The sequence below is a fragment of the Pseudomonas cichorii genome (genome assembly GCF_003700275.1).
Taxonomy (GTDB): domain Bacteria; phylum Pseudomonadota; class Gammaproteobacteria; order Pseudomonadales; family Pseudomonadaceae; genus Aquipseudomonas; species Aquipseudomonas cichorii_B.
In genome coordinates, this window is record NZ_RBRE01000016.1 from 158,582 (window position 1) to 172,207 (window position 13,626).

Consider the following 13,626-nt stretch of genomic DNA (forward strand, 5'->3'; position numbering starts at 1 on the left):
TCAATCCTCGCCTTCGGCGACCACATGCCCTCTGTGCAACCTGACCTTGTGCGCCAGACGTTCGGCGACACGGGAACTGTGAGTGACCATCAGCAGGCTGGTGCTGCTGTCGCGCAACAGGTCCAGCAACAATTGCAGCACTTCATCGCTGGTGGCTTCGTCAAGATTGCCCGTCGGTTCGTCGGCCAACAGCAGGGCGGGGCGCGAAGCCAGTGCCCGGCCAATCGCAACTCGCTGCTGCTGGCCGCCGGACAGTTGTTCCGGATAGCGGGCCAGCAGGTCGCCCAGGCCCAGACGCTCGATCAGCCGGATTTGCCACTGAGGGTCATAGCGCCCGGCCAGACGTGCCTGGAACGCCAGATTGTCTTCGACCTTGAGGCTTTCGATCAGGTTGAACTGCTGAAAGACCAGGCCTATTTCGGTGCGGCGCCAGTTGGCCAGTTGCGCTTCGGACATGCTGTTCAAGGGGCGGTCCGCGACCTGAATGGTGCCGCTGTCGACGTGATCGAGCCCGGCAACCAGATGCAGCAAGGTGCTCTTGCCGCTTCCCGATTCACCCATCAGCGCCAGACTGCTGCCGCGCTCCAGGTGCAAATCGACGCCACGCAACACCTCTACCGGACCTTGAGCCGAGGGGTAGCTCTTGAATACATTTTGCACATGCAACATCGGGATGCCCGGTTGAAGTGATCGTGCCTTGAGGATAACTGCTGGTGGGCAGAGTGTGGCGTGAATATCCGGCCACAGGCCGGATTCAGCGGAGAGGTGTTATTCCAGATCGGGTGTTTTAAAGAGGTTCGCGAATGAATTCGCTTCTACCCGGGCCGCTTGTTGCGAATCAGTCCGCGCAGGGCAAAGCGGTTGGGGTGGCAGGCTTCGGCGACGCTGCGCGGCAGTGGCAAGGGCTCGTTGTCCAGCCAGGCAGCGATCAGCTCGGCGGACAGCGGCGCGGTAATCAGCCCGCGTGAGCCATGGCCGCTGTTGACGTACAGCCCTTCGAGCCATGGGCACGGGATATCCGGTATTTGCCGGGCATCCTTGCTCAACGCGGCATAGGCCTCAGTGAACGCCTGCCTGTCTGCCAACGGCCCGACGATGGGCAGGTAATCCGGGCTGGTGCAGCGGAACGCCGCACGTCCCTGCAACGTCTGCAGCGACAGGTTGGCCGAGTCGAGGCGTTCTGCCAGATCAGTGGATATTTCCCGTAACAATTCCAGGTTGCCCAGGTGATCGGCGGTATTGGGCGTCAGGTCGTCGCTATTGAAATCGAAACTGGCCCCCAGCGTATGTTCGCCCAGTCTCGACGGTGCCACGTAGCCTTCGGCGCAAACCACGGTTTGCAAGGTCTGGCTGCTTTCGGTCTGCGGCAAGCGGGTGATCTGCCCGCGAATGCGTTTGAGCGGCAGCTCGGCGCTGAGCGGGAACTGTCTGATATCGGCGGCACCGGCCAGCACCACGACCGGTGCGCTGTCGATCAGGCGCTGCTGATCCCAGGCTTGCCATTGGCCGTCGACGCGGCGCAGTTCCAGCGCTTCATGTCGGGCAATCAGTCTGATATTCGGATGGGTAACCTGGGCGCGGCACAGCGCTGGAGGATGAACCCAGCCACCCTCGGGGAAAAACAGGCCACCGCAGTTCAACTCGATGCCACTGCGAGCTTCGGCTGAAGGTTTGTCCAGTCGATGCAAAAGTGTCTCGGGAAAAGCTTCTGCCAGTTGTTGCTGACGCTGGGCTTCCTTGTCGTCGAAGGCCAGTTGCAGAACGCCACAGCCGTCCCAGTCGACACCCCGTTGCAGACGTTCCAGCCAGCGTCGGGTATGACCAAAGCCACTGAGGATCAACTGCGACAACGCGGTGCCATGCGCCGAAAGTTTCAGGTAAAGCACGCCTTGCGGATTGCCCGAGGCTTCCTGAGCCGGTTCGGCATGCCGCTCCAGCAAGCTCACCTGCCAGCCGCGCTTCGCCAGGCTGTCGGCGGTGGCACAACCGGCCAGTCCGGCACCGATCACCAGTACCTTGCGCTCGCCACCGATGAGCGGCGGACGAGCGAACCATGGTTTGGCTGGCGAGGGCGGTGCAGCCTCTTCGGGCCAGGCGATGAACTTGCCGCGCAGCACTTCCCATTTATGGCCGATGCCCGGCACGCGCTTCATCTTGAACCCGGCTGCATTCAGGGCGCGGCGCACCCAGCCGGTGCTGGTAAAGGTGCCAATGCTGGCGTCCGGAGCCGACAGCCGGGCCAGTTCGGCGAACAGCTCCGGGGTCCACATTTCCGGGTTCTTGGCTGGCGCGAAGCCGTCGAGAAACCAGGCGTCGATCTGCCCGTCCAGTTGCGGCAGCATCTGCAAGGCATCGCCGATCAACAGGGTGAGAGTAACGCGCCCTTCGTCGAAGACCAGACGCTGAAAGCCTTCATGCACGGCGATGTATTGATCGAGCAGTTGTCCGGCAAATACCGACAGCTCCGGCCACAGGCTCAATGCGCGTTGCAGGTCGTCGCGCCTGAGAGGGAATTTCTCGACGCTGACGAAATGCAGACGAGCCTCGGCATGCGCACATTCCTCAAACAACTGCCAGGCACAGAGGAAGTTCAGCCCGGTCCCGAAACCCGTTTCGCCGATGACCAGCCGCTCGCCCGCAGGCAAGGCGCCAAAGCGCTCGCGCAGATCGTTCTGCACCAGAAACACATGGCGCGTTTCTGCAAGACCTGACTCAGTGGAGAAATAAACATCGGAGAAGGCGCGGGAATGCGGGTTGCCTTGTTCGTCCCAGTCGATCTGGGCGTGGCGGGTAATGGTCATGTTCGGCTCGGCGTTGGCAGAGCCGGCATTTTACCTGTCTGGGCCGACAAAAGCGGCAGGTTCAGACATTCGCTTGATCCATGGCAAGGATTGCTGCCGGACAAACCTTGGGGAAGGCTTGTCCGGCAGTATTTCAGTGCTGCGCTACCGGGCTGTTCACATTGTCCGGCTGTTTGCGCGGCCACAGCGTCAGTGCGTAATACAGGGCACCGCCCAGGAAGCAACCGGTGAACCAGGCAAAGTTGGCAATCGGCTTGAACCACGGAATGAAGGTAAACAGCAGGCCCACCAGGGCGCTGATGAGCAACGCGGTAACTGCCACCCGGTTCACGCCATTGGTGTACCAGTAGCGTCCGCTGGGGGTGTCGTTGAACAGCGCATCGACATCGATCTGCTGTTTCTTCACCAGGTAGTAGTCAACCAGCAGAATGCCGAACAGCGGGCCGATGCAGGCGGCGAGAATGTCCAGGGTGTAGTGAATCACTTCCGGGTTATTGAACAGGTTCCAGGGTGTGATGAAGATCGAGGCGACCGCCGCAATCATTCCGCCTGCACGCCAACTGATGCGGCTGGGCGCCACGTTGGCGAAGTCGAAGGCCGGCGAGACGAAGTTGGCGACAATGTTGATGCCGATGGTCGCAGTGACAAAGGTGAATGCGCCGAGCAGCACGGCCGTGGTGTTGTCGATACGTGCCACGGTGGCGATCGGGTCGTGGATCATCTCGCCGAAAATCGGCAGCGTGCCGGAAACGATCACCACGGTGACCAGGGAAAACGCCAGGAAATTCACCGGCAGGCCCCAGAAGTTGCCGCGCCGCACGTCTTCCATGCTCCGGCAATAGCGGCTGAAGTCGCCGAAGTTCAGGGTCGGGCCGGAGAAATACGACACCACCAGCGCAATTGCCATGATCACCTGGCCAAAGGCGGCCCAGCCGGACAGCTCTTTTTCCGCCAGGGTAAAGCTGATGTTGTCCCAGCCTGCGCGCCAGACGATCCAGCCCGCGAGCACGAACATCACCGCATACACCGCCGGGCCGGCCCAGTCGATGAAGCGCCGGATCGACTCCATTCCCGACCAGAACACCACGGCCTGCACGACCCACAGCGTCAGGAAGCCGAACCAGCCCAGCCACGAAAGACCGAGAAAACTCTGCTCCTGATAGGCGGCCAGTTCCGGGAAGAAGCGCAGCACAACAATTACCAGCGCGCTGGAGGCCAGATAAGTCTGAATGCCATACCAGGCCACAGCGATCAGCCCGCGGATGATGGCGGGAATATTGGCCCCGAACACACCAAAGGCGAGGCGGCAGATCACCGGGTAGGGCACTGCTGCCTGCTGACTTGGTTTGGCCACCAGATTGGCGATCACCTGAATGATGCAAATGCCCACCAGCAGCGCGATCAGCACCTGCCAGCTTGCCAGCCCAAGGGCGAACAGACTGGCGGCAAATACATAACCGCCGACGCTGTGCACGTCGCTCATCCAGAAGGCAAAGATGTTGTACCAGGTCCACTTCTGTGGAATCGGTCCCAGATCCTCATTGTGCAGGCGCGGGCTGTATCCGGCCGGGCGTTGGTCTGTCATGGCATTCCCTCCCTCGTTGGGGCCATCGCTATGGCGGGTACCGGCAATGGCATTTTGTATACGATCCTGTACGCAAGACGTATGCCATTGGCCGAATTTCCCGCTCAAAACCCTGCAAAGCATTGTCAGAGCGCGCTTGAAGGAGAAACGCGGGCGGATTGGACGAGTTGTGGTTCGTACTTTTAATGCACGTAAACAGGGCGTTTTTGCCCGATTAAGGGGCATTGAATTCAAGGGGAAGGGTTTTTTCAGTTAAAAATCCACACTTGAGTGATAACGCATAGCGGCATTATTTTTGTATACAATCCATTGTGCCGGTGGCGATATGTCACCCTGCACAACAATGGATTCATAGTATTTTCAAACGGCGCTGAAGGAGACTCTGTGCGTATTCAAGTGATCAACCCCAACACCAGCGACGCCATGACCCACAAGATCGGACTGGCCGCACAGGCGGTCGCGCGGCCGGGCACGCAAATCATCGCGTGCAGCCCGCAGGATGGGCCGGTGTCTATCGAAGGGCATTTTGACGAAGCGATTGCCACCCTTGGCGTGCTGGACGAAGTACGCAAGGGCCGCGAGCTGCAGGTCGACGCGCACATCATTGCCTGCTTTGGCGATCCGGGCTTGCTGGCTGCCCGCGAGTGCGCCAGCGCGCCCGTCATCGGGATCGCCGAAGCGGCCTTTCACCTGGCGAGCCTGATTTCCACGCGCTTTGCCGTAGTCACCACCTTGAGCCGCACCCGGATCATTGCCGAGCATCTGCTGCAGCGGTATGGCTTCAGCGAACAATGCACCTCGGTGCGCTGCATCGACCTGCCGGTCCTGGCCCTGGAAGAAAGCGGCCCGGAGCTTGTCGAGCTAATGGCCGAACAGGCCCGTCGCGCCCGCGACGAAGAAGGTGCCGGCGCCATCGTGCTGGGCTGCGGCGGCATGGCCGACCTGCATCGCCAGCTCAGCGAAGCGATTGGCCTGCCAGTGATCGACGGCGTGAGCGCCGCGGTGAAGCTGGCCGAGTCGCTGGTGGAACTGGGGCTGAGTACCAGCAAACACGGCGATCTGGCAGATCCAATCGGCAAACCGTTCAAGGGGCGGTTTGCGTATTTGAGTCGCTAATCGGTTAGTACTGGTTCCGGACGGCAAGATTGTATCGCATCCACACCCGATCATAGCCCTGACCCATGGCTTCAAAGTCGCTGCTCAATTGAGACGGTGCTGCCTGTGCTGTCCAATGTTGTTGCAGGGTCGCCAGGGTATCGATCCAGGCCTTGGCGGGTTCTCTGATGCCAGTCCATACAGGTTTTCCACCCTCGGCTGAAGTCAGGCGTGGTAATGATTTGAAGTGGTTTTCGGCATCGTTCCAGGTGGCTAGCAATGAATGATGCAAGGCTTGAACCTGATCAGGGGTCAGGCGCTTGTTGCCTGCCAGCTCAGTCAATTGATCGATGCCCTGGCGTGCCATGAGCATGAAGTTGAGCGTGTGCCAGTGTTGATCACGTCCCAGGCGCTCCTCGATCTTCTCGAGCTGGTTGGCGCGCAACTCCAACATGGGGGACTCAAGTGCCTGATTGAAGGGGATTGCACGCTCTTGCAGTTCTTCTATGGCCTTTTCAATGACCTGATGGAGTTGGAGCGCAGGAGGTATCTAGGGGTATCGTCTGGCATACAGTTGTTCTACTTCACGGGCTTGGGGACGAAGCTTGTCATAGGCCTGGACATAAGCATTGGCTGCAATTTCCAGAGGGCTGGAGGCTTTATGTATTTCTCTCAGATAAAAGGTGCAGGGAGAAGGCTTTCCATTCGTGGAATATCGGTCACCAGAGCCCATGCTGAAACCAGCGAAATGCAATACAGGCATGCTCTTGCGGTCAATCAGCGTGTTGAAGTAGGTTCGGTAATCGAGAAAACGGATACGTAACACTGTATCGCTATAAGCCAGGCAGTGATTCATTTCCAGCAACCTGACCGATTCCTCACTTGGCTTTTCGCGAGAAGGCACGAGCACCTTGTAGCTCCAGGCAATCCCCAGGAATACACAGACTGCAATAGCAAAGGCGCGATTACTGATCATGACCCGCCTCCTTGTTTGGGATCGGTGAGTACCATTGCTCGCGGGTTGCAGGGACCTTGCAGGCAGATGAGGCGTCGGTAACGATCGCGCAGAAGCGCATTGGCCATGCTTGCAGGCCTTGATTTTGGTCCAGCGAACGGTAGTTGATGATGGCGGCTGTTCCCCACAGCGATGAGGCCAGTAGCCCGAAGAAAACGCCGATTACAATCTCTCTCGGCCATGAGCCCGGAGGAAGTTTTACAACCTTCTGCCTGAAACGGGCTGGCCAGGGTGTACGGCTCCACAAGGATAGGCCGAGCAGGGGGGCCGTATAGACCAGCAGTGCGCTCATCCCTCCAGACAGATAGACCAGTATTGCAAATAGCCAAACCGCCAGACTATCGCGTATGGGCAATGGCTCTGGTCGCCGTAAGCTCAGCCATTTGCCACAGCGTTCCAGCAGGTACCTGTCCACGCGCCAGGCTGTCAGGCCCAGGTTCCTGCAGCACCAGTTAAGGCCCCAGGCCAGCAGACCGAACATGCCCACTATTTGTAGCATCGTGGCCAGTGTTTCAAGCAGGCTACTGCCTTGGCGAAAGAAATGATTGAAGGCAATCTCGGCAGATGTGCAGGCAATGGCGAGGGGCATCGCCCATGTCGAATGATTACGCTGCAGCGGACGCCAGAAATAAGGGTTCATTCCCGGTATTTCATTCACCAGACCCGGATAGCGCTGCTGTAGGGTACTGGCCAGCTTTTCGCACATTTGCCAGTCGGCCTTATTGAACGCAGCCGTGAATTGCACGCGGGCGTCCTCGTGCATGGGGCGGAAAAACAGGCGGGCGGCTCTGGCTGCGGGGCTGTTATCGTTTTGTGCGGCGAGACGTTGTTGCTCTTCCAGAAAGGACGAGTTGTGGCTGCGGTGCAGCAGTTCGCTCCAATAAGGCTCGGGGCAAGGCGTGAGGTTGCCGGTTTGTTTCCATCCCTGTCGACTACACACGGTTTCAAACAATGTGTTGGACCAGGGCTGGATGTCGAGTAACTGGCGAGCGAGGCATTCATTGAACCAGCGACGGCGGTCGAGTGTTTGTAGCCAGGCTTTTTGTTCCAGCGTATGGCACAGTTCCAGCAAGCGTCGGGCATTTCCTGTCTTCAGCGTGTCATGCAACTGGCGTTCGGCATTGTTCAGCAGATACTTCGACACGGGCTCGGTGGCTGAACAGGAAAAATCCTGACGCTGCCAGGGCGTCTGCCAATAAAGATGCTCTACGGCAGGCTCTGCCATTTCCCTCATGACGTTGGCGTCTGACTGGCAGAGTTGCAACAGACTTTTTTCAAATTCCGCTTCGCAAGCGTCCGTTTGCGCCTGTTGAATACGAGCAACCAGATTATCGGCAGTGATGCCTTCGACTAATTGTTCTGCTCGTTTCCAGGCTGAAATCTCTCCGTCGTTCACGGGCTGGAAAAGGGATGGATCAAGTGTCGTGACGTGATCGAAAACCTTTGACTCCTGAGGCTCGTGAGCCCAGTCCAAGGCTTGCTCATAGGCTTCGCGCAGGCGTTGAAACCCTTCAGGATCTTCGTCTGGCCGGTATTGCTTGAGCAGGGTTGCGTACTGGCGCTTGATGCTGCGGGTATCGGTATCGGGTTCAAGTCCCAGAACAGACCAGCAGTTCATTTCCCCGCGCTCTGTGCAAACAACGAACTGAACTCTGAAAGGCTGAGGGGGATGCCGGCAGTCATAGGGCCTGGAACTCCTTGGACACAGTGCGGGTATTGAAGGGGGACTCGCTGTATCGGCAGGTATTGCGCAAACTTGTGTACTCGGGCGCAGTAACGCATCTCTGTGGGTATTTATTGGCTCTTGTGGGAGGCAGCTTGCTGGCGACAGCACCAGTGAAACCAAAGAATGTTTATCGGCTTCACGGCCCCTGTCGCCAGCAAGCTGCCTCCCACATCATTATCTGCCTATACGCCTCTGTTTCTTACCCCTTGCTATGCTCCGACGAAGTCGGCCCTTCAACCACGCCGCGAGGGCCGGCGACTCCCCAGATACTGGCGCCGATCACCGGCAGGAGCAGGACCAGAGCGGTCCATCCGGCCTTGGTCGTGGAGCTTTTGAGTGAACGCCAGACGCTGTTGATGACCCATGCGTCCAGCATTACGACAAGGATCGCCAGGGCGATCCAGAACACGGTAGACATGTCCATTCGGGTACCTCCGCTGCTGTCAGGTCGCAGGAACCTCCACGCGGGAATCGGATTCCGGCAGGCTGATCGCATTGTTGCCCGGCGTCAGGATTACCTTGCGGCAATCTTCCTGGCCCTTGTCGAAAATCTTGTAGCCCATTGCCGCATCTTCCAGCGACATCCGGTGAGTGATGATGGCCTCCGGTGACAGCCGGCCGGTTTCGATATATTCCAGCAGTTCCGGCATGAAACGCTGGGCATGGGTCTGGCCCATCTTGAAGGTCAGGCCCTTGTCGAACGCATCGCCAAACATGAAGCCGTGGATGAACCCCGAATACACGCCCGGCACGCTCACCACGCCGCCGCGTCGTACCGTGGCGATGCATTGGCGTAATGCCTTGCCGCTGCTGCCTTCCAGCTTGAGAGTGGCCAGCACGGTTTCCGTGGTACTGCCCTTGGCCTCGAAACCTACGGCATCCACCACACCATCGACTCCACGCATGCCGGGTGTCTGGCGAATGATGGTGTCGGCCGGGTCATCGTCTTCATCGAAGTTGATCGGGATGGCCCCGTAAGTCTGTTGTGCATAAGCCAGTCGATAAGGGTAATGATCGATGATGAAAATCCGCTCCGCGCCGAGCATCCGGGCGCATGCAGCACACAGCAAGCCGACCGGGCCGGCCCCGTAGATGGCGATGCTCGACCCCTGGCCGATCCCGGTATTCATCACGGCCTGCCAGGCGGTGGGCAGAATGTCGGAGAGAAAAAGCACCTTCTCGTCCGCCAGCGTGCCGGGGACCTTGAACGGTCCGACATTGGCTTTCGGAACCCGCACATATTCGGCCTGCCCGCCGGGAATGCCGCCATACAGATGGCTATACCCGAACAGCGCTGCGCCGGGCGGAATGGATTTCTTGTTGAGGATCGCGCCGCGTCCGGTATTGGTGGTTTCACAGGCGGAAAACAGATCCTGCTGACAGAAGAAACATTCCCCGCAGGCAATCACGAACGGAATCACCACCCTGTCGCCACGCTGTACAGCGCTGACCGCAGGCCCGGCCTCCTCGACGATGCCCATGAATTCATGGCCCAGGATATCGCCATGTTCGGTGGCCGGAATCTTGCCGTGATAGAGGTGCAGATCAGAGCCGCAGATGGCGGTTGCGGTCACCCGCAGGATGATGTCGTCGGCTTCCTCCAATTGCGGGTCAGGTACGGTATCGACTTTTACATTGTGCGCACCGTGATAGGTCAGTGCTCTCATGGTCGGTCCTCTGCTTGGCCAGAAGAAGTCTGGTCTTAATGCAGAGGAATGATGGGCGTGGGGTTTGGTTCAGTCCGAAGGACTAACGGTTGCTGGCCATTGGCGACTGCCTGCAATGCAGTTCCGACTGTTCGTCGGCTGGTTTTTCTTCGCCTTGAACGGCCGTTTTGCGGCCCAGTCGACACACTGACGGGTTAGCAGTCGGACCCTTCAAGGCAGTCAATCCGAAGCAGGACTCACTCCACGAGGTTCCCGATGAACAAAGCATCGAGCAAAACCAGAACAACGATCGAAGACCTGTTTATTCATGAGCTTTCCGATATCTACAGCGCTGAAAAACAGATCACCAAGGCATTGCCAAAGCTGGCCCGGGCGTCCACCAACCCCAAGCTGGCCGAAGCATTCAACATGCATCTGGAGGAAACCCAGGGCCAGATCCAGCGTATCGATCAACTGGTCGAGCAGGCCGAGATCAAGCTCAAGCGCGTCAAGTGTATTGCCATGGAAGGATTGATCGAGGAAAGCAAGGAACTGCTGGATGAAATAGAAAAAGGCCCAGTGCTTGATGCCGGGCTGATCGCCGCCTGCCAGAAGGTCGAGCATTATGAAATCGCCGGCTACGGAACGCTGATCGCCATGGCCAAGCACCTGGGCCTGGACGATGCCGCGAGCTTGCTGGGGGAAACCCTGGAAGAAGAAAAGTCGGCCGATGAAAAGCTCACGGCGATTGCCGAAGAGGGCGGGACGCAGGCCGCCACAATGGACATGGAAGAAGGGCAGGAGCTAGAGGTCGATCAGGAGCAGGAAGAAGGCCAGGACCAGCAAAAGCAGGGTAGACAGAAAAAAAGACAGGCCTGAGTGCTTCAGGGTGGGCAAACCGGTTTTCGTGACTGACTTCAGCGCACAGGGGTTTCCCCACCCTTTTTAATTGATCCACGAGGATAGCCAGATGGCATGAGTGGTCTACATTAGCCGCAGATCATTTGAAGGGAGCCGCTAATGTTTGAGTCCGCTGAAATAGGCCATGCCATCTCCAGGGAAACCTACGATGCTGAAGTGCCGGCCTTGCGCGAGGCATTGCTGGAAGCCCAGTACGACCTGCATGAGCAGGGCCAGCGTCAGATCATCGTACTGATCAACGGTATCGAAGGTGCGGGCAAGGGCGAAACCGTCAAGCTGCTCAACGAGTGGATGGACCCGCGCCTGATCGAGGTTCGCACCTTCGATCAACAGACCGATGAAGAACTCGCGCATCCCGCTGCCTGGCGCTACTGGCGGCAATTGCCGGCCAAGGGCCGCATGGGGATTTTCTTCGGCAACTGGTACAGCCAGATGCTGCAGGGCCGTGTGCATGGCCTGTACAAGGATGCGGTACTCGACCAGGCCATCAGCGGTGCCGAGCGCCTGGAGAAAATGCTCTGCGACGAAGGTGCGCTGATCTTCAAGTTCTGGTTTCACCTCTCCAAAAAGCAGATGAAATCGCGCCTCAAGACCCTCAAGGACGACCCGCTGCACAGCTGGCGGATCAGCCCGCTGGATTGGCAGCAATCGAAAACCTACGACAAATTTGTGCGTTTCGGCGAACGTGTGCTGCGCCGCACCAGCCGCGAATACGCCCCCTGGCATGTGATCGAAGGCGTGGATGCCCACTACCGCAGCCTGACCGTCGGCCGCCTGCTGCTCGAAGGCATGCAGGCAGCGCTGAACACCACCCAGGGCGAGCCCAGGCCTTTGACCTTTGGTCCGCTGCCCGCCAACCACGGCGAACTGACCCTGCTCGACAGCCTCGACCTGAGTCTCAACCTGAGCAAGGACGACTACGAAGAAGCACTGATTACCGAACAGGCGCGCCTGTCCGGCAATCTGCGCGACAAACGCATGAAAAAGCATGCACTGGTGGCGGTATTCGAGGGCAACGACGCGGCCGGCAAGGGCGGCGCGATTCGCCGGGTCGCCGCCGCGCTCGACCCGCGTCACTACAACATCGTACCGATAGCCGCCCCGACCCAGGACGAACGCGCCCAGCCTTACCTGTGGCGCTTCTGGCGACAGATCCCGCCACGCGGCAAATTCACCATCTTCGACCGCTCCTGGTATGGCCGGGTACTGGTGGAACGGGTCGAAGGCTTTTGCAGCGAATCAGACTGGGCACGGGCCTATGGCGAGATCAATGACTTTGAAGAACAACTGACCGACGCCGGAGTCGTTGTCGTGAAATTCTGGCTGGCCATCGATGAACAGACCCAGCTGGAACGCTTTCAGGAACGAGAAAAGATCCCCTTCAAACGCTACAAAATCACCGAAGACGACTGGCGCAACCGCGAAAAATGGCCGCAGTATCGTCAGGCTGTGGGGGATATGGTGGATCGGACGAGTACCGAGATTGCGCCGTGGACGCTGGTGGAGGCGAATGACAAGCGCTGGGCGAGGGTCAAGGTTTTGCGGACGATCAATGAGGCGTTGGAAGCGGCGTTTGCCAGGGACAAGAAGAAATAGATTGGGCTTGCACAGGCTGTGTTGAAAGCAGCCTGTGTGAATTCCTGCGAGTGGGAGAGAGCTTGCTTGCGACAGCGGTATTCCAATCGAAAAATACTCCGATGTAGGAGCGGATTCATCCGCGAAAACATCAGTACAAACAACGGAAATTCATCGCCAAAAACATAAGCAACCGTTACTTCAATTGACGAAAATACGCTCCGCGCAGGACCTTTTCCGCAGCCTTTGCCCTTTCTTCTGTGTGAATTTTCTTAGAAAATCTCAAGCCCTTGCGCCTGCCAAATCTGAGCACTAGGCTGCATCGGTCGCTGAACCTCAGCGATCGGGTTTAGCAGCCTGTTTCAGAGTACACATAGCGCAAGCTCCCTCTATGGCGGCTTTGCGTGGGGCACCTTCGGGTGCGCCGGGTTTTGTGTTCTCTACCGGTCTGCTAACCCGCGTCAAAGCTGCCACCTTTATTTCGTTTAGCAGCGATCTTGGTGGCCTCATTTTAGAGAGCATACCCATGATCAATTCAACACCATCACCACCTCTTCAATCATTTGAAGAATCTCTACTGCACGTCAGCGCACTACTACGTTGCGCCGCCGCCACTGCCTACGAAACCGGCGACACTCTCAACGGTCCCAAACGTGATCTGGCTTTTTCGGTCGTACACTTGATCGGCATGGCCAAGGCTGAGCTGGATCGTTCGCTGGAGCTTGTCGAGGTGCGTTGAGGGGACGGTAAAGCTGCATTGCTGTGAATGAACGAGGTTGTTTTCGCTCATTCATTCTTGATGTGCCTGAGCCGGTTCAGGTTCCGCCAAAAAGGATGTTCCAGATGTCAGGTAAACCGCCGCCCGAATGACTGATCCACCCGACTTCCAGCTCCTGGATGAACATGGTCGAACGCTTCTTTCGAGATATCACGACCTACCTTCGTAAAAGCAGTTTCAGTTCGGTTCGTGAGCTTGAAGCATCGATCACTGCTTTTTTGACACTTAGAAATGCGATGCCAACACGCTATGTATGGAATGCAGACGGTGAACAGATCCTAGTAAAGATCAAGCGCGCACGTGACGCCATGGCATCGCTTGCATGAGGAACGTTATTTCTGAGGCGCCACACTAGGCCGTTTAATCTCTGCTATCGGTCACAGGCAGAGCTCACTCACTCTGTTGATAGCTTTGTACATCATCGGTGCTCTCGTGTGATGCTTGCAACTCGACAGAAGATGCCACTGTAGTGGTCAACTTTTTC

Annotated in this window: 11 protein-coding genes and 2 pseudogenes; 5 read left to right on the forward strand and 8 right to left on the reverse strand. The window is 58.0% G+C overall.

Going from position 1 to position 13,626, the window contains the following annotated elements; all coding sequences use genetic code 11:
• The 3 genes from ALQ04_RS04795 to ALQ04_RS04805 all read right to left on the reverse strand — a co-directional run bounded on the left by ALQ04_RS04795 (position 1) and on the right by ALQ04_RS04805 (position 4,386).
• Complete coding sequence (locus ALQ04_RS04795; RefSeq protein ID WP_122314709.1) at positions 1–669, reverse strand: ABC transporter ATP-binding protein; 669 nt, start codon at positions 667–669, stop codon at positions 1–3.
• A gap of 146 nt (positions 670–815) precedes the next feature.
• Positions 816–2,801 carry a bifunctional tRNA (5-methylaminomethyl-2-thiouridine)(34)-methyltransferase MnmD/FAD-dependent 5-carboxymethylaminomethyl-2-thiouridine(34) oxidoreductase MnmC gene (mnmC, locus tag ALQ04_RS04800; protein ID WP_122314710.1) on the reverse strand — a complete coding sequence of 662 codons (1,986 nt, stop codon included), beginning with the start codon at positions 2,799–2,801 and terminating at the stop codon, positions 816–818.
• Positions 2,802–2,934: 133 nt separating this feature from the next.
• Positions 2,935–4,386: an NCS1 family nucleobase:cation symporter-1 gene (locus ALQ04_RS04805; RefSeq protein ID WP_122314711.1), complete on the reverse strand. Its 1,452-nt coding sequence runs from the start codon at positions 4,384–4,386 to the stop codon at positions 2,935–2,937.
• A gap of 384 nt (positions 4,387–4,770) precedes the next feature.
• Here ALQ04_RS04805 and ALQ04_RS04810 point away from each other — a divergent pair, with 384 nt between their 5' ends.
• Positions 4,771–5,502, forward strand: coding sequence for an aspartate/glutamate racemase family protein (locus tag ALQ04_RS04810; protein WP_122314712.1), 732 nt, complete (start codon positions 4,771–4,773; stop codon positions 5,500–5,502).
• Between the two features lie 4 nt (positions 5,503–5,506).
• Here ALQ04_RS04810 and ALQ04_RS04815 read toward each other — a convergent pair whose 3' ends face one another.
• From ALQ04_RS04815 to ALQ04_RS04835, 5 genes are all read right to left on the reverse strand, one after another.
• Positions 5,507–6,031 carry a DUF3829 domain-containing protein gene (locus tag ALQ04_RS04815; RefSeq protein WP_122314713.1) on the reverse strand — a complete coding sequence of 175 codons (525 nt, stop codon included), beginning with the start codon at positions 6,029–6,031 and terminating at the stop codon, positions 5,507–5,509.
• Complete coding sequence (locus ALQ04_RS04820; RefSeq protein WP_122314714.1) at positions 6,032–6,457, reverse strand: hypothetical protein; 426 nt, start codon at positions 6,455–6,457, stop codon at positions 6,032–6,034.
• Positions 6,447–8,114 (reverse strand): J domain-containing protein, encoded by a 1,668-nt coding sequence (locus tag ALQ04_RS04825; protein ID WP_122314715.1) that lies wholly within the window; start codon positions 8,112–8,114, stop codon positions 6,447–6,449. Before ALQ04_RS04825 ends, ALQ04_RS04820 begins: the two co-directional genes overlap by 11 nt.
• A 307-nt stretch (positions 8,115–8,421) precedes the next feature.
• Entirely contained in the window at positions 8,422–8,646 is a 225-nt protein-coding gene (locus ALQ04_RS04830; protein WP_122314716.1) for a hypothetical protein, read from the reverse strand.
• 19 nt (positions 8,647–8,665) lie between these two features.
• Positions 8,666–9,889, reverse strand: a complete 1,224-nt coding sequence (locus tag ALQ04_RS04835) for a zinc-dependent alcohol dehydrogenase (RefSeq protein WP_122314717.1) — start codon at positions 9,887–9,889, stop codon at positions 8,666–8,668.
• A gap of 255 nt (positions 9,890–10,144) precedes the next feature.
• Here ALQ04_RS04835 and ALQ04_RS04840 point away from each other — a divergent pair.
• The 4 genes and pseudogenes from ALQ04_RS04840 to ALQ04_RS04855 all read left to right on the forward strand — a co-directional run.
• A pseudogene (locus tag ALQ04_RS04840) lies at positions 10,145–10,654 on the forward strand (ferritin-like domain-containing protein); the annotation flags it as partial.
• 234 nt (positions 10,655–10,888) lie between these two features.
• Positions 10,889–12,385 (forward strand): polyphosphate:AMP phosphotransferase, encoded by a 1,497-nt coding sequence (pap, locus tag ALQ04_RS04845; RefSeq protein WP_122314719.1) that lies wholly within the window; start codon positions 10,889–10,891, stop codon positions 12,383–12,385.
• Between the two features lie 505 nt (positions 12,386–12,890).
• Positions 12,891–13,103 (forward strand): DUF6124 family protein, encoded by a 213-nt coding sequence (locus ALQ04_RS04850; protein ID WP_122314720.1) that lies wholly within the window; start codon positions 12,891–12,893, stop codon positions 13,101–13,103.
• A 140-nt stretch (positions 13,104–13,243) separates the two neighbouring features.
• A pseudogene (locus ALQ04_RS04855) lies at positions 13,244–13,468 on the forward strand (IS630 family transposase); the annotation flags it as partial.
• Between the last annotated feature and the right edge of the window lie 158 nt (positions 13,469–13,626).